Origin of the sequence: Salipiger sp. H15, from assembly GCF_040409955.1 — a bacterium.
In the GTDB taxonomy this organism is placed as follows: Bacteria; Pseudomonadota; Alphaproteobacteria; order Rhodobacterales; family Rhodobacteraceae; genus Salipiger.
In genome coordinates this window covers 24,724-44,859 of sequence record NZ_CP123384.1, presented here as the reverse complement: position 1 = coordinate 44,859, position 20,136 = coordinate 24,724, and the positions used below count along the sequence as shown (strand labels likewise).

Here is a 20,136-nt window from a genome sequence, read left to right as displayed (position 1 = left end):
CGGCGGTAACCGGAGTGCGGCTTCTGGCGTGATGACATAAAGGCGTGCATCCGGCGGGCTTCCGGACCGGGCGCAGGCGCCCGGCACACTTCGCAACACGCTCTACGAGGCCGCCAGTCGCCGACGATCCGCAAGATGCGTGACACCGGCGACCTCGATGTCGCCGAAGGGCGGGCGGATCATCGAGACGTCGATCTCGATGGCGTTGACCTGTCCCAGCAGCAGGGCTTTCGAGAAGCCACTCGGGTTGTAGTTGGTGATCCCGACGTCGCGCTCGACATGTCCGAGAAGGCTGCGGCGCTGGGTGTCCGGGCATCCAGCCTCGATCAGGCGGTGATTGAAGGTGGTGCGGAAGGAGTGGAAATCCCGTTGCGCGTCGTAGACCTTGTGCGTTTTCCGGTAGTAGGTGAACCGCTTGGAGAAATTTTCGGTATAGGTCTTCTTCGCTTCGCTGCGCGTCAGCCATGGGAAGAGCCGCGGCTCTCCCTCACGCTTTCGCAGGGCGAGGAGGTGCATGAAGCCGAGCGCAAGAAGGTTCTTGTGGACCGGCACGGTGCGCCGGGCCGCGGCACTTTTCAGGTTCTGACCGAGCCCCTGGCGCAGGACGAAACACGGAATCTCGTCGATGACCTGGACGTCATTCGTGGCCAATTGCAGGACCTCTTCGCTGCGCAGTCCGGAATGAACCGAAATAAGAGGCGCCCAGAACATCGGATCGCCCGCGTCGTCGAGCTTGTCCTGGAAGAGGGGCGTCCGGAACAGACCGTCGAGGCGCCCGCACCAGGTCTGGCGTTCGGTATCGGCCTCTTCGAGCACGCGGCGATCATACTCGCGCTTCTCCCAGATATGGCCCTCCATGATATTGTCGCGGAGGTGCCCAAGTCCTTTCTGGAACACGCAAATCCTTTGGAAATCCTGCATGTGGCGATAGATGGTTGCCGCTTTCAGGCGGGGCAATTTCTCCCGCAGGACGGTGAGCTCGATCTTCCCGGGGCTTGCGCCTTCCTTCTTCAATCGGTCCCGGGTGAGCGCTTCACTTCTGGTTTCGGTCTCGTCGGCCCTGTCTGCCGCCTCCCTTGGGGAAAGCCGGCTTGTCGCGGCCTGATAGTTACGGGGAATCCGCTGCATGAGCGTGAAGGCTGCGGTGAGTTCTTCGGAGAGAATCTGATCGAAGGGCCGGTCGCCAAGGATGCGGGCCATGAGGCGGGCGGTCGATTTCACGTTTCCGGACGAGTTCTTCTCCCAGCTCTCTCCTGAGGCGGGTGAGGGCTGCTCTGTCGGCTTGAAGGACGCATAGCCCTGGCAACGACGGGCAATGTAGTCCTCGCTTCCTTCCGAAATCGTCGGACATGGCGTCGTGGCGGCAACATTCGTGGGGCTCTGGCGCGTTGGCGCGGGGGCCTGCGGGGCCGGGCGCGTCGGCACCGCAGGCAGGAAGTCTGAATGCGCCAGGTCGGGCATCACGGGAGCGATCGAAGCCTCTTCTGCAGTCTGTGGAATTGGGGCTGCAGGCGCGGAGGCGGGCAAGTGCCCGCGCCCTGCCGTGGCCGAGACAGGCGGGATCACCTGGAGCGCCGTAGGCATTGATAGGTATCTGGCAGGGGCGTGTCCCAGGTGGCGCGCCGGATTCAGGGCTTGCAGAAGGGCTTCGCTGCGGGATTCGAACTGCCCCTGGTCGCGGCGCAGATCCTCCTCATGTGCCTCGAGCATCACGCGCAACGCGCGATAGGCCAGCCGCTGCCAATCGGGGTCAGACTCGTCGAGGGGAATGCCGAGCCGGGCGGCGATTTGCCGGAGGGGCGCGCGTGCCATTTCACGGTCGCGCAGGAAGATGGTTTGGCGCAGGGTGTCGGTTGCGGCGTTGGCACAGGCAAGCTCGTAGGCCGCGGTTTCGAGGCTGCGGGTCGGGGCCATTTCGCGCGCGGTCTCTGCCGCTTCGATCAGGAAGCGGCAGAGCTCTCGCAGGAGCGTGTCCATAATGTCGGGCCCGATCGCCATCGTTCTCTCCGTGACCGCGGCGAAGGCGATGTCGCTCAGAAGTGTGAGCTTCAGGGCGAGCACCTTCGCGTCGCGCATGACATGGGAGCGGAGCGGAAAGAGCAGTGACATTTTTTTCTGGGGGGCACTGCCCGGCCCCAGTCCCTACGGGACTGGGGCCAGCGTCTGCGCCAGTAGAACCCGCTTGGGCGGTATTCGAGGTGGGGCTGTGAAGGGGTCCTGAAACGCAAATGTGCGACTCCTGTGCCAACGATTGTGCCAATCGCGGGGACAGGAGTCGCACATTTCAGAGCGTCTGCGATTCTCATCGCATTTTTACCAGAAATCTCAGTAACTTAGAGATTTTTGGCTCCGGCGGTAGGGATCGAACCTACGACCAATTGATTAACAGTCAACTGCTCTACCGCTGAGCTACGCCGGAACGTGGGGGGTATTTAGCAATGCCGACTCCGGGCGTCCAGAGGCTTTTTGCAGTTTTTTCGCTCTCTCGCGATTTTTCTTTCAGAGCCTTGAAAACACAGCGGTTTTTTCAAGATTACCTAACGGAATCACAAGCTTACGCTGGGTGAGGTCGATGAGGTGCGCCAGCACGTTCCGGGCCGCGGCGGGCATCAGGGCGGGGTCCGTGTCGCGATATATGGCCGCCGCGAGACTCGCCGCGTCGCCCGGACCGGCGGCGAGCGCCTCGAGGATCGCGGCCTCGCGGGCGCGGCGGTGGGCGAGCAGCGCGTTGATGCGCGCGGCCGCATCCTCGACCGGCGCGCCGTGGCCGGGGTGCAGCCGCGACCAGCGCCGCGTCCGCAGCCGCTCGAGCGAGTCCATGAAGGCGCCGAGATCGCCGTCGGGGGGCGAGACCAGCGAGCTGGCCCAGCCCATCACGAGATCGCCCGAGAAGAGCTGCTCTCCCCAGGCGAAGCTCAGGTGGTTGCCGAAATGACCGGGCGTGTGCAGCGCCTCGAGCCGCCAGCCGTCGCCCTCGACCACGGCGCCGTCCGGCAGCTCGGTGTCGGGAGAGAACTCGGCGTCCACGCCCTCGCCGCCGCCGGCAAGCCCGGTCTCGGCAAGTTCGCGCATCAGCGCGCTGCGCCCGGCGCGCGCGTCGCCGAAGGCCAGCACCGGCGCGCCGGTGGCATCGGCCAGCGGCCGGGCGAGCGGCGAGTGGTCGAGATGGGCGTGGGTCACGAGGATGTGGCTGACGCGCTGGCCCGGCCCCACCGCCGCGAGGATCGCCTCGAGATGCGCCTGCGAGCGCGGGCCGGGGTCGATCACGGCCAGATCGCGCGTGCCGAGCACATAGGTATTGGTGCCGCGGTAGGTCATCGGCGAGGGGTTGGGAGCGAGAATCCGGCGCAGGCCCGGGGCGAGCGTCTCGGCATGGCCCGGGACGGGCTGGAAGTCGGGCTGGGGATCGATCATCTATGTCTCGTTTGCGGATGGCGGCGCGGCTGCGCCTTGGCTAGGGTTAGCGCATGTTCTTCCAGTGGCTCAAACGTTACATGCCGCGCGGCATCTACGCGCGTGCGGCGCTGATCCTGATCCTGCCGGTCTTCACCATCCAGCTGGTGGTCTCGGTGGTCTTCGTGCAGCGCCATTTCGAGGGCGTCTCGCAGCAGATGACCCGCGGCGTCGCGCGCGACGTGACCTATGCGATCCACGCCCCCGCCGCCGCCGCGCCGCTGGGGCTGCGGATGCGGCCGGTCGCCGACGACGTGCTGCCCATCGCCGACCAGCGGCGCTGGTACGATTTCTCGGGCATCGTCGTGGCCGAGACGCTCGAACGCTTCGTGCCGGGGCTGGAGCGGGTGATGCTGCCCAATGACAACGACGTCGAGCTCTACCTGCGCGGGCCGCGCGGCACGCTCTACCAGGTCGAGTTCTCGCGCCAGCGCGCCTCGGCGTCGAACCCGCACCAGCTGCTGGTCAACATGATGGTCTTCGGCGTGGTGATGACGCTCATCGCCTTCTTCTACCTGCGCAACCAGTTGCGCCCGATCACCCGGCTTGCCGAGGCCGCCGAGGCCTTCGGTCGTGGCCGGCACGTGCCGTACCAGCCCGGCGGGGCGGTCGAGGTGCGGGCGGCGGGCAATGCCTTCCTCGACATGCGGGCCCGCATCGAGCGGCAGATCGAGCAGCGGACCATGATGCTCTCGGGGGTGAGCCACGACCTGCGCACGCCGATCACCCGGCTGCGGCTCGGCCTGTCGATGCTCGACGACGAGGACCGCGAGCCGCTCGAGCGCGACGTGGACGACATGCAGCGGCTGATCGACGCCTTCCTCGACTTCGCCCGCGGCAATTCGCAGGACGGCGTGGCCGAGCCCACCGACCCGGTGGCGCTGGCGGCCTCGGTGGTCGCCGACGCGCAGCGCGGCGGCAAGGCGGTGAGTCTCGGGGCGGTCGAGGGCGAGGGGCTGGTGAGCGTGCGCCCGGTTGCGCTGCGCCGCGCGCTCGAGAACCTCGTCGGCAATGCCGTGCGCTACGGCACGCGCTGCGAGGTCTCGGTGACGCTGACCGAGCGGTCGCTGCGTCTGCGGGTCGAGGATGACGGGCCGGGGATCCCGCCCGACCGGCGCGAGGAGGCGCTGAAGCCCTTCGCCCGGCTCGACCCGGCGCGCAACCAGGACCGCGGCACCGGGGTGGGGCTGGGGCTTGCCATCGCCGCCGACGTGGCGCGGGCGCATGGCGGGGTGCTGCGGCTGGGGGAGAGCGACACGCTCGGCGGGTTGCGCGCGGACATCGTCATCGCGCGCTGAGCGCGGGCAGGGGGCAGGGACAGGGGCGCGGGACAGGGCCGCGCGCCCCCGCGATCCTTGTCAGCTTTCTGCGAGAATCTGCTGCTGCGCCTCGAGCAGGAGCGCCGCTCGCTTGGTGCGGACGGCGTCGGTCCCGGCACGTTCGCCGAGGTCCTGCGTGACCTTGGCGATCACGTCCTCATGCCCGGGCTGGTGGAAGTCGACCTTGCAGACGTCGAGCGCGTAGGCCTCCGCTTCGGCACCGGCCTTGCCGAGCTGCGCGGCTGCCCAGAGACCCAGCAGCTTGTTGCAGCGGGCCTCGGCACGGAAGCGCATCTCCTCGTCATGCGCGAACTTGTTCTCAAAGGCCTTTTCGCGGTCGTCGAAAGTTGTCATGGGCGTCTCCTCCAAGATATGCCCTCTGTATAGTATCTTCAGCTTGACCCCTGCCTTGCGCTGGCGCAAGTCCGAGCATGTTCGCTTGCGGCAAGGGCAGCCTTGATTTATGAGGGCGAACTAGACGCAGCGGCCGATACGCGGCCCCGGGCGAAAGGATTCCCATGGCACGGCGCAAGAAGATCTACGAAGGCAAGGCGAAGATTCTGTACGAAGGCCCGGAACCGGGTACGATCGTTCAGTATTTCAAGGATGACGCCACCGCCTTCAACGCGCAGAAGAAGGACGTGATCGAGGGCAAGGGAGTGCTGAACAACCGCCTGTCCGAGTTCTTCATGACCGGCCTCAACAACATCGGCGTTCCGACCCACTTCCTCAAGCGGCTGAACATGCGCGAGCAGCTCGTCCGCGCCTGCGAGATCATCCCGCTGGAAGTGATCGTGCGCAACTACGCCGCCGGTTCGCTGGCGACGCGCCTCGGCCTCGAAGAGGGCACGCCGCTGCCGCGCCCGATCGTCGAATATTGCTACAAGGACGACAAGCTGGGCGACCCGCTGGTCACCGAAGAGCATATCGCGGCCTTCGGCTGGGCCGGCCAGCAGGACATGGACGACATCCTCAGCCTGTCGCTGCGGGTGAACGACTACCTGTCCGGCCTGATGTACGGCGTCGGCATCCGCCTCGTCGACTTCAAGATCGAGATCGGCCGCGTCTATGACGGCGACTTCCAGCGCCTGATCGTCGCCGACGAGATCTCGCCCGACTCGATGCGCCTGTGGGACATCGAGACCGGCCAGAAGCTCGACAAGGACGTGTTCCGCCGCGACCTGGGCTCGCTGACCGACGCCTATACCGAGGTGGCGCGCCGTCTGGGCGTGATGCCGAAGCAGGCAACCCACGTGGCGAAGCCGAAGCTGATCAATTGAAAGCGTAACGCCGGGAACGGCGCTGCGATTTACCTGATTTGGGAACGATGAGGGGCCTTGCCCTTCCGCGAAGAACGGAGAGTTTGCCATGAAGGCACGTGTGCATGTGATGCTCAAAGAGGGCGTGCTCGACCCGCAGGGCGAGGCTGTCCGCCACGCGCTTGGCGGGCTCGGCTTCGAAGGTGTGGGTGCCGTGCGTCAGGGCAAGGTGATCGACCTCGAACTGGCCGAGGGCACCGGCGAGGCAACGGTCAAGGAGATGTGCGAGAAGCTGCTCGCCAACACCGTGATCGAAAGCTACCAGATCGAGATGCTCTGATCCGGCCCGGCGCGGGCATCGCCTGCGCCGCCTCTGACTTCAAGGACGCCCCCGCCGCGCCGACGGGGGCGTCTTTCGTTTTGGGGCCTGTCACCTGCGCGCGGCCGACGCGACATTCCCGAGAATGAGGCCGTGATGCGGCGGCAGGGCAGGACGACCCGCGCGGGCGGCGCGCTCCGCCGAATTCACGTCATATTTAACGATTTGATTCGGAGAATTTGCCGGTTCACCCGGGGCGGGGCTGACCAATGCCCCGATATGAATCCCATTGGTTCCCCGGGCGGAACAGACCTGCCTCAATTCTGGCGCTGCCGCGGCGCGGAGGCCGCGGACCGGGCCGCTTCGGCTTTGTTTCTCGCCCCGGGACAAACGCAGAGCCCGTTCCCGCAGGTGCCTCTGAAAATCCCGCGGAAACGCCCGGAAATCCGCGCCTTCGCCAAACGTCCGGCCGCGTGAATTTGGAAACAATTTTTCGCCACATTCAGGGCTGATTTGCTGAAAACAGGGAGTTGTCGGCCCTGCTTTGGTCATAAAATGCCATGTGAGCGCCATTTTTGACTTTGTTCGGAGCCGGGCTGGGCCTAAGTAATTCGTCAAGCCCGACTGGGGGGCGACGAAGGACAGGCCAGGGGCGGCCACCGATCTCAAGTCATCCGCGAGGATGTGACCGATGGCGACGGGAGGATGTGCCCGGCGCCACAGGAACTGCCTTTGCCCGCTGCCGGGCGGACGCAGGCCGACGGACACGACAGGCGGAAGAGGCGGAGATGGGCCAACGCGGCGCAAGGGCGCCGGAAGCCGCAGGCGCGGCGCGGGGCAGGTCCCGTTCTGGATTTGGAAGGGTCGAACTATGGCTGACTTGACTTTGAACTGGGCTTCGCTGGGTGCTTACGGAACCGCGCTGGCCGACACGTCTTCCGGCGGAACCGCCGCCACCGTCGACACCGGCGGCGTCAATGTCGAGATTTCCTTCGCTGCCCAGGACCTTGGCGCGCAGGCCTTCACGGCGACCTACGACGGCTACGTGCCCGAGGACTCCTCGGTCAATCCCAACTCGCACCTGAAGCTCTTCGGCGAGGGCGGCGACGGCGGCACCGTGTCCTCGACCTCGACGACGGTCTTCGACTTCAGCTCCTCGAACGAGCGCTACGCCGACGAGGTGCAGAACGTCTCCTTCATCCTCAACGATGTGGATGGCGGCGCGGGCGCCGATCTCGGCGACCTGACCGGCGAGCCGGGCAGCGGCACCAGCTTCCAGGACAATGTCACCGTCCTCGCCTATGACGCGGAGGGCAACGCGGTCGCGGTCGACCTGACCTCGCTCGGCAGCACCAGCATCAGCGGCGACACCGCCACCGGCGAAGCGATCACCGGCTTCAGCGACGCGTCGGGCTCGGTGCTCGTCTCGATCGCCGGCCCGGTGTCGCGCATCGAGGTGATCTACGAGAATGGCGGCGACGCGACCCAGGCGGTGCTGGTCTCGGACATGAGCTTCTCGACCGTGGACGCAGGCGACGCCGACCCGATCGCCGAGGACGACGAGGCGGAAACCGACGAGGACGTCGCGGTCACCATCGACGTGCTGGCCAATGACAGCGATCCCGACGGCGACACGCTGACCGTCACCACCGCCACCGCCACCAACGGCAGCGTGGTGATCAACGGTGACGGCACGCTCACCTTCACCCCCGACGCCGACTACAACGGCGACGCCGAGATCACCTACACGATCGAGGATCCGGCGGGGAACTCGGCCACCGGTCATGTCGCCGTGACCGTCTACCCGGTGAACGACGACCCGGTCGCCGAGGATGACCTCGTCACCACCGCCAATAACACCCCGGTGACCTTCGATCCGACCGAGAACGACTCGGACGTGGACGGCGACACGCTGACCATCACCGGCCTTGGCGATCCGTCGCACGGCACCGTCACGCTGAACGGCGACGGCACCGTGACCTATACCCCGAACACGGGGCATTCGGGCCCGGACAGCTTCACCTACACGATCGACGACGGCAACGGCGGCACCGACACCGGCACCGTGGTGGTCAAGACCGGCGTGCCGACCACGCCGACCGACGGCGAGAACACCCCGCCGGACGCGCTGGACGATCTCTACCACACCACCGGCACCTCGACCGCGACCTTCGATCCGACCGAGAACGACACCGACGCGGATGGCGACACGCTGACCGTCACCGGCATCGGCACGCCGACCAACGGCACCGCGACGCTCAACGCCGACGGCACCGTCTCCTACACCGCCGAGGAGGGCTTCACCGGCTACGACGCCTTCAGCTACACCATCGACGATGGCCATGGCGGCACCGATACGGCCTACGTGACGGTCGAGGTGATGCCCTGCTTCACCCCGGGCACGCTGATCGCCACGCCGCAGGGCGAGCGCCTGGTCGAGGACCTTCAGGTCGGCGACCGCGTCATCACCCGCGACAACGGCATCCAGGAGATCCGCTGGGTCGGCCGCAAGGAGCTTACCGGCTTCGAGCTGGCGCGCCAGCCGCATCTGCGCCCGGTGCTGATCCAGAAGGGCGCGCTCGGCAAGAACCTTCCCGAGCATGACCTGCTGGTCTCGCCGAACCACCGCGTGCTCGTCGCCAACGACCGCACCGCGCTCTACTTCGACGAGCGCGAGGTCCTCGCGGCCGCCAAGCACCTGACCGGCCTCGCCGGGGTGGACGAGGTCGACACGATGGGTGTGTGCTACATCCACTTCATGTTCGACCAGCACGAGGTCGTGCTGTCGAACGGCGCCTGGACCGAGAGCTTCCAGCCCGGCGACTACACGCTGAAGGGTATCGGCGACGAGCAGCGCGAGGAGATCTTCGCGCTCTTCCCCGAGCTCGAGCACGAGGAAGGCCTGAAGGCCTATGGCGCCGCGCGCCGCTCGCTGAAGAAACACGAGGCGCAGCTGCTGGTCGGCTGAGCCCCGCGCAACGGAATATGCAGCTCGTCGCTGGCGCTCCGGGTCCGGGGCGCAGGCGGCGGACAAAGGGCTCCGGGACGATCCTGTCGTCCCGGAGTTCCTTTTTCACGGGTCCGGTTTCGGAGGCTGGCGGCGCGGGCTCAGCAGGGATCGAGCGCTTCCTGCCGCCGTTCCCAGGCCTGCCACGCCTCGGGCGTGTCGAGGTCGGTCAACGCCCGGCGGCCGGGCAGGATCACGTGGCGCAGCCGGTTGCGGTTGCGCGCCAGCACGCTGCGCGCGCCCTCGTCCCCGCCCAGCATCTGGATCGCCGAGAAGCAGTCGGCCGGGAACAGCACCGGGTGGCCCGGCGTGCCGTCCTCGGCGCAGCCCTGCTGGAGCGTCGGCTGCGGCATCGCCCGGAAGCCCTGGACGAGTTTCTGGATGTCCTCGGCGGTCAGCTCGGGCATGTCGGCGGGCAGCACCACCAGCGCCTCGGTGTCGCGCGGCAGCAGGCTGACCCCGCGCCGCAGCGAGGCGGACATGCCCAGCGACGCGTCCGGCACCGCGATGAGCTGCACCGGCAGCCCGGCAAGGACGGCGGCGCGCGGATGGTCGTAATCGGGCAGGGTGACCGTCACGTGGTTCGCGGCGCGCAAGGCTTCCTCTGCCTGTCGGCGCAGAAGCGCCCGGCCACCGACCAGCCTCAGCAGCTTGTCGGCTCCGCGCATCCGGCTGCTGGCGCCGGCGGCGGGAATCAAGACGGCTATTCCTCCCATGGGACTCCTTATACAGCACGGCCCGGAAATCCGACGGGATTTCTGGGCAGGGTCGGAGGCACCGGGCCCGCCGGGACGGCAGGGCCGGCTCGAAGCGCCGCCGGGCGCAGCCGGCGAAAGAGGGGGCAAATGTCCCGCGGCAGGCCGGGCAAGGCGAAGAATTGGCAAAGGAAATGACCTTCAGGCAAAGCAGATGCGACAGATTTATGAAAAATAGGTTAACATCGAAGGCGCCACGACAAGTTTCCGGTTCGTCAGCGGCGGGAGGGGTGGTTTCCCACTTGGCGGAGTCCCGCAAGCTGCTATGTCTGAAGAATTGCCTGTGGTGGTCGCCTTCCGCCTGCTGCAGCGTTCGGTAAAAGGGCATCCTCGGACAATGGTTCTTGCACGGAATTCGGATGATGAGCTCGAGCGGCTGGCCGAGCTGCGCAGCTACGGAGTGCTCGACAGCGGACCCGATCCGGCCTTCGACGAGGTGGTCGAACTGCTCGCCTCGCTGCTCGACGTGCCGGTGGCGCTGATCAGCCTCGTCGACGAGAACCGGCAATGGTTCAAGGCCCGCTACGGTTTCGAGCCGTCGCAGACCCCGCTCGAGCAGTCGATCTGTGCCCACGCGATCCTGTCCGAGGAGATCCTCGAGATCGAGGACACGATGCTCGACCTGCGCAGCGCCGACAACCCGCTCTGCTGCGGCTCGATCTCGGCCATGCGCTACTATGCCGGCGCGCCGCTGGTCACCCGCAGCGGCCACAGCATCGGCACGCTCTGCGTGCTCGACGACAAGCCGCGCAAGCTGAGCGTGCAGCAGCGCAAGCTGCTGAAGGTCATGGCGGGGCAGGTGATGCGCCAGCTCGACCTGCAGCGCGCCCTGCACAACAAGGAAATCCTGCGCGAGGAGATCGACCACCGGGTGAAGAACTCGCTGCAGACCGTCGCCTCGACCATCCGCCTCTACCGCGCCCGCTCGCAGGAGGCCGAGACCCGCGACGCGCTCGACGCCATCGCGCGGCGGGTGGATTCTGTCTCGCAGCTGCATGCCGAGCTGAACCTCACCTCGAAGATGCATTTCGTCCGGCTCGACACCTACCTCGCCCGCGTCGCCACGCTGCTGCAGCGCCACGCCCCCTCGGAGGTGCGCTTCGAGGTCGAGGTGCCGCGCATCGAGGTGGAATCGCGCGTCGCCGCCTCGATCGGCGTGGTGGCCAACGAGTTCGCCGCCAACGCGATGAAATATGCCTTCCGCGAGGGCGGTGCCGCGCCGGAGATCCGCTTCGAGATGCGCCCCGCCGGGGTCAACCGCATCCTCTTCACCTGCCGCGACAACGGCACCGGCCCCGAGCCGGGATCGACGCTCGACGCGCTGGCCTCGACCGCGCTCGGCGCGCGGCTGCTCGAGGCGGCGGTGAGCCAGGTCGGCGGCACCGTGGTCGAGCGGCGCGAGCCGGGCGGCTACGTGCTCGAGGCCGAGCTGCCGATCGACCCCGCCGCCGACACGCCGCTCACTCCGGCAGATGTACCAAGGGCCGCACCCGCAGCCGGGTGATCCGGTTGTTCTCGCGCTCCATGACCTCGAAGCGGAAGCCGTGGAAGCTGAAACGCTGGCCCACGGTTGGGATCATCTGCGCCTCGTGGATGACGAGGCCCGCGATTGTGTTCGCCTCGTCGTCGGGCAGCGACCAGTCGGCCGCGCGGTTGAGGTCGCGGATGGTCATCGCGCCGTCGAGCCAGTACCAGCCGTCCTCGCCCGCGCTGACGTGATGCTCGGCGTCCGGGTCGTGCTCGTCGGCGATCTCGCCGACGATCTCCTCGAGGATGTCCTCGAGCGTGATCAGCCCCTCGAGCGAGCCGTACTCGTCCACCACCAGCGCGAAATGCGTCCGTCGGCGCAGGAAGTTGCGCATCTGGTCGGCGAGCGTGGTGGTGTCGGGCACGAAGTAGGGCTTCATCATCACCTCGGTGATGCGGAAGTCGTCGAGCGCGTCGAAGCCGCGCTCGCCCGCCTTGGCCATCACGTCGTACATGGCGCGCAGCAGGTCCTTGGCATGGACCATGCCGATGATGTTCTCGGGCTCGCCGCGGTAGACCGGCAGGCGGGTGTGGTTGCTGTCGAGGCACTGCTGCAGGATCGCCCGCGGCTCGGCCTCGGCGTCGATGCTCTCGATGCCCGAGCGGTGCAGCATGATCTCCTCGACCGTGCGCTCGGCGAGGTCGAGCGCGCCGAGGATGCGGTCGCGGTCCTCCTTCTCGACCACGCCCTCGGAATGGCCGAGCTGCAGCGCGCCGGCGATTTCCTCGCGCACGGCGAGGATCTGGCTGTCGGGGTCGGTCTGCACGCCGATGAGCTTGAGCAGGGCGCGCACCAGCGCGCGGATCGCCGCGACCACCGGCGAGAAGAGCAGGATCACCACGCGGATCGGCGGCGCCACCGTGGCGGCGGCGCGCTCGGGGTTGGTGATGGCGTAGGTCTTGGGCAGCACCTCGGCGAAGATCAGCACGAGGAAGGTCATGATCAGCGTCGCCATGGCCACGCCGCCATCGCCGAGCAGCCGGGTGAACAGCGCCGTGGCGAGCGAGGTGGCAAGGATGTTGACGAGGTTGTTGCCCAGCAGCACCGAGCCGATGAGCCGCTCGTTGTCCTCGGTGATCTTCAGCGCCATGGCGGCCCCGCGCGAGCCGCGGTCCATGGCGGCGCGCAGCTTGCCGCGCGAGGCGGCGGTCAGCGCGGTCTCGGAGCCGGAGAAGAAGGCCGAGAAGAGGATCAGGATGAGGATCGCGGCGGAGGTCATCCAGAAGGCCGCGTCGAGTGTTCCGGTGGCAGGGGCGTCCATACGTCCGTCTTTTGTGTCTGAGGGTGTTCAGAGAGTTATGGGGCGCAGGACGCCCGGCTTCAAGTCTGCCGCAATAACGAAGGGATCAGGAGGGCGGGGCGGGGCGCGGGAAGGGTGGGGCCGCGGGTCGGACCGTGGTCCCACTGGCGCTGCCCGTCGCTCATGGCCGCAACCCGACCCCGCAAAAGCAAATCGCCCGGCGCTTGGCCGGGCGATCTGGATCAGAAGGGGATCTCGTCGTCGATGTCGCGCGACGGGCCGCGCGAGCCGCCGCCGCTGCCGCCCGAACCACCGCCGTAGCCGCCGCCCGAGCCGCCACCGTAGCCGCCGTCATTGCCGCCGCCGTAGCCGCCACCCTCGTAGCCGCCACCCGAGCCGCCGCCGTAACCGCCGCCCGAGCCGCCGCCGAAGTCACCGCCGCCGCCGCCCTGGCGGCTGTCGAGCAGGGTCAGCTCGCCGCCGAACGGACGCAGCACGATCTCGGTCGTGTAGCGGTCCTGGCCGGACTGGTCCTGCCACTTGCGGGTCTCGAGCTTGCCCTCGATGTAGACCTTGGAGCCCTTGCGCAGGTACTGCTCGGCGATCCGCGCCAGCGGCTCCGAGAAGATCGCGACCGAGTGCCACTCGGTGCGCTCGCGGCGCTCGCCGGTGTTGCGGTCCTTCCAGTTCTCGGAGGTGGCGATGCGCAGGTTGCAGACCTTGCCGCCGTTCTGGAAGGTGCGCACCTCGGGGTCCGCACCGAGATTGCCTACCAGGATCACCTTGTTCACGGAGCCGGCCATGTCATCCCCTTATTCTGGTCGTTATTCTGTCGTTGCCTGACGTTCAGGCGGGTCGTTTGTCTCTGCTCCGCCTGCGATTTCCGCATGACTGCGAATCCCCGCGAGCGGGCTGTTTGCATTGGTCTACAGCACAGTTTCGGCGGGACCAAGCGATCAATGCCGCGCGGAATTCCGCCGGTAAGGCCGGTCCCCCCATGCTGGCGCAGGGTCAATTTATCTGTATAGTCCGATGCCAAGGGAACAGTGAAGCGGGACAGGGACGTGATGCGGAACCACGCAACGCGCGCGCTGGCCGGAGTTTTGTGCACTCTGGTGATGTCGGGATCGTCGGTCTCGGCGGAGGTGCTTTCGTCGAAAAGCCGCGTGCGGCTCTTTTCCAAGCAGACGAGCGTGCTCGATGGGCGCGCCTCGCAGCAGTACAACAATTCCGTGCGCCTTCAGCCGAACCGCGTGGTCACCCCGACCAAATGGGGGCCGATGGGCGGCAACGAGGGCGCGGTGCCGACCTATCGCGGCGCCTATCGCGGCCCCTATGCCGAGCTTGCCCGGGCGGCGGCGCGGCGCAACGGCGTGCCCGAGGACCTGTTCCTGCGCCTCGTGCAGCAGGAATCCGGCTTCAACCCCAAGGCGCTCTCGCACAAGGGGGCGATCGGGCTGGCGCAGCTCATGCCCTTCACCGCGCGCAAGCTCGGGGTCGATCCGCATGACCCGGCGCAGAACCTCGAGGGCGGGGCGCGCTACCTGATCCAGCAGTATCGCAAGTTCGGCTCCTGGCGGCTGGCGCTCGCGGCCTACAACGCGGGGCCGGGCGCGGTGGAAAAGCACGGCGGCGTGCCGCCCTACCAGGAAACCATGAACTACGTGAAGGTGATCTGGGGCCAGTAGGTCCCGGGACACCTGCGCCTTCTCCTCCATCCGTGACGATCCGCCGCGAGCGCGCGGGCTCCTGCGGCTTGACGTGGCACGGGCTTTGCCGGATATGCCTGACCTAAAGGCTAGGGAATTGATCCGGATCAAGGCCGCGCCCGCCGCGCGCCGCCAGTCTGGCCAGGTCCGCCCCCTCAAGCCCGGACAGAGGAGAGCCCCATGCGTCACGCCGCCATCCTTGCTTCCGCCGCCGTCCTCGCGCTCTGCGCGGGAGGGGTCGGCGTCGCCCGGCTCACCGCCGCCCCGGCGGACTATGGCAGCATGGACGCGCTCGGCGAGGCGCTGTTCTTCGACGCGAACCTCTCGAAGACCCGCTCGCAGAGCTGCTCGACCTGCCACGATCCGGCCTATGCCTTCGCCGACCCGCGCGGCGCGGCCTCGATCGGCGACGACGGCGCCTCGATCGGCGATCGCAACGCGCCGACGGTGACCTATGCCGCGCATGTGCCCGAGCTGGCCCGCGACGCCGAGGGGCGCTGGCGCGGCGGGCTCTTCCACGACGGGCGGGCGGTCACGCTCGAGGAGCAGGCGGGCGGCCCGCCGCTCAACCCGATCGAGATGGGCATGGGGGACAAGTCCGAGGTCGTCGCGCGGCTGCGCGAAAACCCCGACTACGTCGCCGCCTTCGGTGCGCTCTTCGGCCCCGGCACGCTCGACGACCCCGAGGGGGGCTATGCCGCGATGACCCGCGCCATCGCCGCCTTCGAGCGGCGGCCGGACTTCGCGCCCTTCGATTCCAAGTACGACCGTTTCCTGCGCGGCGAGGCGGAGCTGACCTCGCAGGAAGAGCTCGGGCGGCTGCTGTTCTTCTCGCAGCAGTTCACCAACTGCAACGAGTGCCACCAGCTGCAGCGCAGCGCGGTGGACCCGGCCGAGACCTTCTCGGACTACCGCTTCCACAACATCGGCGTGCCCGAGAACCGCGCGCTGCGCGCCTCGAACGGCTCGGTCGAAGGCTTCGTCGACGGCGGGCTGGCGCAGAACGCTCATGCCTCGGGCGGGCCGGAGCTGCGCGGGACCTTCCGCACGCCGACGCTGCGCAACGTCGCGGTGACCGCGCCCTACATGCACAACGGCGCCTTCGAGGACCTGCGCACGGTGATCCTGTTCTACAACAGCTACAACACGCGCAACGAGAAGCGGAAGATCAACCCCGAGACCGGCGCGCCCTTCGGCCCGCCCGAGGTGGCCGAGACGCTCGCCCCCGAGTTGACCGACGGGCCCGCGCTCGACGACAAGCGCATCGACGCGCTCATCGCCTTCCTCAAGACGCTGACCGACGCGCGCTACGAGGCTTTGCTCGCGGAGTGACGCCTCAGCGCGCCATCTCCTCCTCGATCACCGAGGTCACGGCGGGGCGCGACAGGCAGCGCTCGACCCAGTCGCGGATGCGCGGATCCTCGGGGATCATGTCGCGGAACCAGCCGTAGGTGGACGAGACCAGAAGGTCCGCCGCGCTGATCCGGTCGTCGACCAGCCAGTCCTTGTCGGCCAGCGCCTCGGACAGCCGCGCCACCGCTTCGGGCACGTCGCGGAAGGTGATCTGCGTCATCGGGTGCGAGAGCCCGGCCACGTGCAGCACGTAGACCGGCTCGAAGACGTTGCCGTACCACGCCAGCCACGACAGATACGCCGCGCGCGAGGGATGCCCGACGGGGCGGCCCATCGGATTGTCGGGGTAGAGGTCGGTCAGGTAGAGCATCACCGCGTTGCTCTCGCGCACCGCCGCGCCGTCATGCACCAGCAGCGGCACCTTGCCCTCGGGGTGGGGGTTCTGCGGATCGCGCCCGCCCGAGCCGTCGCGGCGGGGGATCTGCGTGACGCGCACGTCGACGTCGTCGTCGACACCCATCTCGCGGATCAGCTGCAGGATGCGCGTCGAGCGCGAGCGGGGGGCGTGGTAGAGCGTCAGCATGCGGGTCTCTCCTCCAAGAGCGCAGGGCACGGGCAGCGGCCCGGGCCGTCGCGGCGCACTCTGCCGCAGAAAGCGCCGCCTGTCATGCCCGAGCGCGCTAGTCCTCGAGCGCGAGGCGGTAGAGGTGGATCTCGAAGGCGGGATGCATCTCGGCGCCAAGCACGCCGGGCCGGACGTGGCGGTAGAGCGAGCGCCAGAAGGGCTGCACGATCACCGCGTCCTGCTGCAGCTTGCGCTCGATCCGGGCCATGATCTGCTGCCGCTCGACCGCGTCGGCGATAGTCAGCGCCTCGGTCACCATGGCGTCGAACTCGGCGTCGGCATAGCCGCTCTCGTTCCAGGTCTCGCCGGTGCGGTAGGCCAGTGCCAGCACCTGGATGCCGAGCGGGCGGTGGTTCCACTCGGTGATCGACAGCGGGTAGTCCTTCCACTCCTGCCAGAAGGCCGAGCCGGGCAGCACCTTGCGCTCGACCTTGAAGCCGGCGTCGCGCAGCATCGCGGCGCAGGCATCGCCGGTGCGGCGGGTGAAGCCGTCGTCGAGCGTGACGAGCTCGTGCGCCACGTCGCCGAGCCCGGCCTCCACGGCCAGCGGCAGCGCCTTCTCGGGGTCGTACTCGGTCGGCCCCACGTCGGCGTAATCGGGGTGGATGGGTGCCACGTGGTGGTTCTCGGCCACGGTGCCGAGCCCGGCATGGCCGAGCTCGAGCGCGACGCCGTTGTCGATCGCCAGCTGCAGCGCCTTGCGCATGCGCTTGTCGGCATAGACCGCGCGCCCGTCGACCAGCGCGCGCTGGTTGCCGCGCAGCACCACGGTCGCGCCGGTCACCACCTCCGAGCGCTCCCAGCCGATCTGGTCGGCGGCCTCGATGAACCGGCCGACGTTCTCGTAGAGCATGTCGATCTCACCCGCCTCGGCGGCGGCGAGCCAGGCCGCGGGGTCGGTGCCGTAGTCGAGGAACTCGATGCGCTCGAGCGTGGCGCCGCCCCAGCCCGCGGCCTCCTCGCCCCACCAGTGGTGGGCATGGTTGCGCACGAGGACGGCGCGCTGCGTCGGCACCACCTCCTCGGGCAGGTAGGGGCCGGTGCCGACCGGGTCGGTGAGCATGGTTTCGGGATCGTGGCTGGCATGGACGCAGGCGGCCGGATAGTCCGAGAGCCCGGCCATCAGCGCCACGTCGGGATAGGCGAGGTGCAGGCGCAGCGTGAGATCGTCGATCACCTCGACCGCGCCCTCGGCAAGCTGCTCGCTCTGCGGATCGCCGAGCGCGGCGAGCCGGCCGGCCATGGAATTGCCCTCGACGCCGCGGTCGCACCAGTAGCCCATAAGGCGCGCCACGTCGGCCGAGGTGAAGGGCTCGCCGGTGGTCCAGGTGACGCCGGGCCGGACGCGGAGCAGGTACTGGCTGGCGTCCTCGCTGGCCTCCCAGCTGTCCAGCAGCATGCCGCGCAGGCTGCCGTCGCGGTCATACTCGACGAGGTATTCCAGCCAGCCGCGCGAGACGTTGGCGATCTCGGACCAGTCGTAGGTGCGCGGATCCTTGAGCGGGCGCACCTCCATCTGGATGCGCAGCGTGCTTCCGGGCGGCGCGGCGGCGGGGGCGGTCTCGGCCTGCGCCATGCCGACCATCCCGCGGGCGATCGCCGCCGAGGTGCCGAGCGCGGTCACGCGGGTGAGGAACTCGCGCCGCGAGACCCGGCCATCGTGGTAATCGCATAGTTCCCGGCGCGCCGCAGGGTGGATCCACTGCACGTGGCGGCCTTGGCTCATCTGCGTTTCCCCTCCGGACAGTCTGCGTCGCCTGCCGCGCCATTGCGCCTCAATTGCGACCTCACGTCAATCAGGTAGCGCCCAGATTGTGCAAGGAACTCCGGTGTCGCGCGGGCTCAGTGTCGGCGCGGCGACAGCCGGGCCCCGGGGCGCGCGCCCGCGCCGCGCAGCTCGCTCGGCGCCTGCCCGGTCTGCTTGCGGATGAACCGGGTGAAATAGGCGGGGCTGGAAAATCCCAGCGCCTCGGCGATGCCCGCGACCGGCTCCTGCTCCGCGGCGAGCAGCCGCCGCGCCTCGTGCAGCTTGCGCTCGGAGAGGATTCGCTGCGCCGAGCGCCCGCAGGCGGCACGGCAGGCGCGGGTGAGGTGCGGCCCGCTCACCCCCAGCCGCGCCGCCATCTCGCCCGGGCCGTCCGGGCCGCGGAACCCCGCGACCACGGCGGCGGCATAGGCCTGCGACAGGCGCTGCGCGGCGCTCTCGCCGGGCTGGTCGCCGAGCCCCTCCTGCTGCTGGCGCAGCAGCCAGACCGCCATCAGCCGCAGGTGGGCGTCCAGCGCCTCGTCCATGAAGGCCCGGCCCCGGGCCAGCTCGCGCTGCATCGCCTCGAAGAGCGCGGTGAGTTCGGCCTGCACCAGCGCCTCGCGCACCCGCAGGTGCAGCGGCGCCGCGGGAAAGGCGGCGCCCGCGCCGGGCGGCGCGTGCAGGACCAGCCCGAGGCTCTGCGGCCCGAGATCGAGCGCGAAGAGCGTGCGGGCGGGGATGAAGACGGCGTTGTGCGCGCCGAGCCCGCGCCGGCGCCCGTCGAGGGTGATCCGGCCCTGTCCGCGGGTGAGCCAGAGCAGCGTCACCTCGGCGCGGTCGTGCAGGAGCCCGTAGCTCCAGCCGGGCTGCTGGCCGGGCGAGACGAGGCGGATGCCCCGGTCCTCCGCGCCGGCGGGCGGGCTCACGCCAGCGCCCCGGCCGGGCAGTAGGTCGGCCAGTCCTTCATCCGGGCGCGGAACCAGGTGCGCTGGCGCTTGGCGAACTGCCGGGTGAGGATGGCGCCGCGCTCGACCGCCTCGTCGAAGCCCAGGTCGCCCCGCAGGTGCGCGATGAGCTCGGCCGCGCCGATCGCCTTGGCCGAGGGCAGCGCGGGGTGCCAGCTCTCGAGGTTGGCCCGCGCCTCGTCGAGCGCGCCCTCCTCGACCATCAGCCGGAAGCGCCGGGCGATGCGGTCGTTGAGCCAGTCCTTCGGCACGTCGAAGAGGATCGGCTGCACCTGCGACAGCGGTAGCAGCGGCGGCGGCGTCTCGGCCTGCCAGGCGGCGATGCCGCGGCCGGTGGCGGTCAGCACCTCCCAGGCGCGCTGCACGCGCATCGGGTTGTGGCAGTCGATGCGCTCGCGGCTCTCGGGGTCGAGCTCGGCAACCATGGCGCGCAGCTCGCCCGCCTCGAGTCGGGCCATGGCGCGGGCGCGAATCCCGGGCGGGGTCTCGGGAATCGCCGCGAGCCCCTCGGTCAGCGCCGAGAGGTAGAGCCCGGTGCCGCCGACGATGATCGGCCGCCGTCCGCCGAGCAGCGGGGCGAGGTCGCGCAGCCAGTCGCCCACCGAATAGGCGCGGCTGCCCGGCACGTGACCATAGAGGTGGTGCGGCACCCGCGCTTCCTCTTGGGTTGAGGGGCGGGCGGTCAATACACGCCAGTCGTCGAAGACCTGGATGGCATCCGCGTTGATGATTTCCCCACCGGCAGATTCGGCGATTTCCAGCGCCAACGCGGACTTGCCGCTGGCGGTGGGACCGGCGATCAGCACCGGAAGAGCCGGATCGGGCGCATATTGTTTCACCAGATCGGGCACGGGTGA

17 protein-coding genes and 1 tRNA gene are annotated in these 20,136 nt (G+C 68.6%); 7 read left to right on the top strand and 11 right to left on the bottom strand.

The window, feature by feature from the left end; all coding sequences use genetic code 11:
- Window positions 1-102: 102 nt before the first annotated feature.
- From PVT71_RS00205 to PVT71_RS00195, 3 genes are all read right to left on the bottom strand, one after another.
- Window positions 103-2,109, bottom strand: coding sequence for a tyrosine-type recombinase/integrase (locus tag PVT71_RS00205; RefSeq protein ID WP_353472482.1), 2,007 nt, complete (start codon window positions 2,107-2,109; stop codon window positions 103-105).
- A 235-nt stretch (window positions 2,110-2,344) separates the two neighbouring features.
- Window positions 2,345-2,419: transfer RNA gene (locus tag PVT71_RS00200), tRNA-Asn, on the bottom strand.
- Window positions 2,420-2,499: 80 nt separating this feature from the next.
- Window positions 2,500-3,414, bottom strand: coding sequence for an MBL fold metallo-hydrolase (locus PVT71_RS00195; RefSeq protein WP_353472481.1), 915 nt, complete (start codon window positions 3,412-3,414; stop codon window positions 2,500-2,502).
- 53 nt (window positions 3,415-3,467) lie between these two features.
- Between PVT71_RS00195 and PVT71_RS00190 the strand changes: the two genes are divergently transcribed.
- On the top strand, window positions 3,468-4,751 hold the full coding sequence (locus PVT71_RS00190) for an ATP-binding protein (RefSeq protein WP_353472480.1): 1,284 nt from the start codon (window positions 3,468-3,470) through the stop codon (window positions 4,749-4,751).
- A gap of 60 nt (window positions 4,752-4,811) precedes the next feature.
- Here the strand turns inward: PVT71_RS00190 and PVT71_RS00185 are convergent, their stop codons facing one another.
- Window positions 4,812-5,126, bottom strand: coding sequence for a DUF1476 domain-containing protein (locus PVT71_RS00185; protein WP_353472479.1), 315 nt, complete (start codon window positions 5,124-5,126; stop codon window positions 4,812-4,814).
- Between the two features lie 164 nt (window positions 5,127-5,290).
- Here PVT71_RS00185 and purC point away from each other — a divergent pair, with 164 nt between their 5' ends.
- The 3 genes from purC (at window position 5,291) to PVT71_RS00170 (ending at window position 9,318) form a co-directional block, all read left to right on the top strand.
- Window positions 5,291-6,052 carry a phosphoribosylaminoimidazolesuccinocarboxamide synthase gene (purC, locus tag PVT71_RS00180; protein WP_353472478.1) on the top strand — a complete coding sequence of 254 codons (762 nt, stop codon included), beginning with the start codon at window positions 5,291-5,293 and terminating at the stop codon, window positions 6,050-6,052.
- An 88-nt stretch (window positions 6,053-6,140) separates the two neighbouring features.
- Window positions 6,141-6,371, top strand: coding sequence for a phosphoribosylformylglycinamidine synthase subunit PurS (gene purS / locus PVT71_RS00175; RefSeq protein WP_095881779.1), 231 nt, complete (start codon window positions 6,141-6,143; stop codon window positions 6,369-6,371).
- Window positions 6,372-7,221: 850 nt separating this feature from the next.
- On the top strand, window positions 7,222-9,318 hold the full coding sequence (locus tag PVT71_RS00170; protein WP_353472477.1) for a Hint domain-containing protein: 2,097 nt from the start codon (window positions 7,222-7,224) through the stop codon (window positions 9,316-9,318).
- A 140-nt stretch (window positions 9,319-9,458) separates the two neighbouring features.
- Here the strand turns inward: PVT71_RS00170 and PVT71_RS00165 are convergent, their stop codons facing one another.
- Window positions 9,459-10,055 (bottom strand): nucleotidyltransferase family protein, encoded by a 597-nt coding sequence (locus PVT71_RS00165; protein WP_353472476.1) that lies wholly within the window; start codon window positions 10,053-10,055, stop codon window positions 9,459-9,461.
- Window positions 10,056-10,449: 394 nt separating this feature from the next.
- Between PVT71_RS00165 and PVT71_RS00160 the strand changes: the two genes are divergently transcribed.
- Entirely contained in the window at window positions 10,450-11,616 is a 1,167-nt protein-coding gene (locus PVT71_RS00160; RefSeq protein ID WP_353472475.1) for a histidine kinase dimerization/phosphoacceptor domain -containing protein, read from the top strand.
- Here PVT71_RS00160 and PVT71_RS00155 read toward each other — a convergent pair.
- Window positions 11,573-12,901: an HlyC/CorC family transporter gene (locus PVT71_RS00155; RefSeq protein ID WP_353472474.1), complete on the bottom strand. Its 1,329-nt coding sequence runs from the start codon at window positions 12,899-12,901 to the stop codon at window positions 11,573-11,575. The genes PVT71_RS00160 and PVT71_RS00155 overlap by 44 nt on opposite strands.
- 221 nt (window positions 12,902-13,122) lie before the next feature.
- On the bottom strand, window positions 13,123-13,683 hold the full coding sequence (gene ssb, locus PVT71_RS00150) for a single-stranded DNA-binding protein (protein WP_353472473.1): 561 nt from the start codon (window positions 13,681-13,683) through the stop codon (window positions 13,123-13,125).
- A 264-nt stretch (window positions 13,684-13,947) separates the two neighbouring features.
- Here ssb and PVT71_RS00145 point away from each other — a divergent pair, with 264 nt between their 5' ends.
- Together PVT71_RS00145 and PVT71_RS00140 are read left to right on the top strand one after the other, a co-directional pair.
- Entirely contained in the window at window positions 13,948-14,568 is a 621-nt protein-coding gene (locus PVT71_RS00145; RefSeq protein ID WP_353472472.1) for a lytic transglycosylase domain-containing protein, read from the top strand.
- A gap of 201 nt (window positions 14,569-14,769) precedes the next feature.
- Window positions 14,770-15,921 (top strand): cytochrome c peroxidase, encoded by a 1,152-nt coding sequence (locus PVT71_RS00140; RefSeq protein WP_353472471.1) that lies wholly within the window; start codon window positions 14,770-14,772, stop codon window positions 15,919-15,921.
- A gap of 4 nt (window positions 15,922-15,925) precedes the next feature.
- Here PVT71_RS00140 and PVT71_RS00135 read toward each other — a convergent pair whose 3' ends face one another.
- The 4 genes from PVT71_RS00135 to miaA all read right to left on the bottom strand — a co-directional run bounded on the left by PVT71_RS00135 (window position 15,926) and on the right by miaA (window position 20,130).
- Entirely contained in the window at window positions 15,926-16,525 is a 600-nt protein-coding gene (locus tag PVT71_RS00135; RefSeq protein ID WP_353472470.1) for a glutathione binding-like protein, read from the bottom strand.
- A gap of 97 nt (window positions 16,526-16,622) precedes the next feature.
- Complete coding sequence (locus tag PVT71_RS00130) at window positions 16,623-18,293, bottom strand: ABC transporter substrate-binding protein (protein WP_353472469.1); 1,671 nt, start codon at window positions 18,291-18,293, stop codon at window positions 16,623-16,625.
- A 116-nt stretch (window positions 18,294-18,409) separates the two neighbouring features.
- Complete coding sequence (locus PVT71_RS00125; protein WP_353472468.1) at window positions 18,410-19,240, bottom strand: AraC family transcriptional regulator; 831 nt, start codon at window positions 19,238-19,240, stop codon at window positions 18,410-18,412.
- Window positions 19,237-20,130: a tRNA (adenosine(37)-N6)-dimethylallyltransferase MiaA gene (gene miaA, locus PVT71_RS00120; RefSeq protein WP_353472467.1), complete on the bottom strand. Its 894-nt coding sequence runs from the start codon at window positions 20,128-20,130 to the stop codon at window positions 19,237-19,239. The genes PVT71_RS00125 and miaA overlap by 4 nt, the downstream gene beginning before the upstream one ends.
- Window positions 20,131-20,136: the final 6 nt, after the last annotated feature.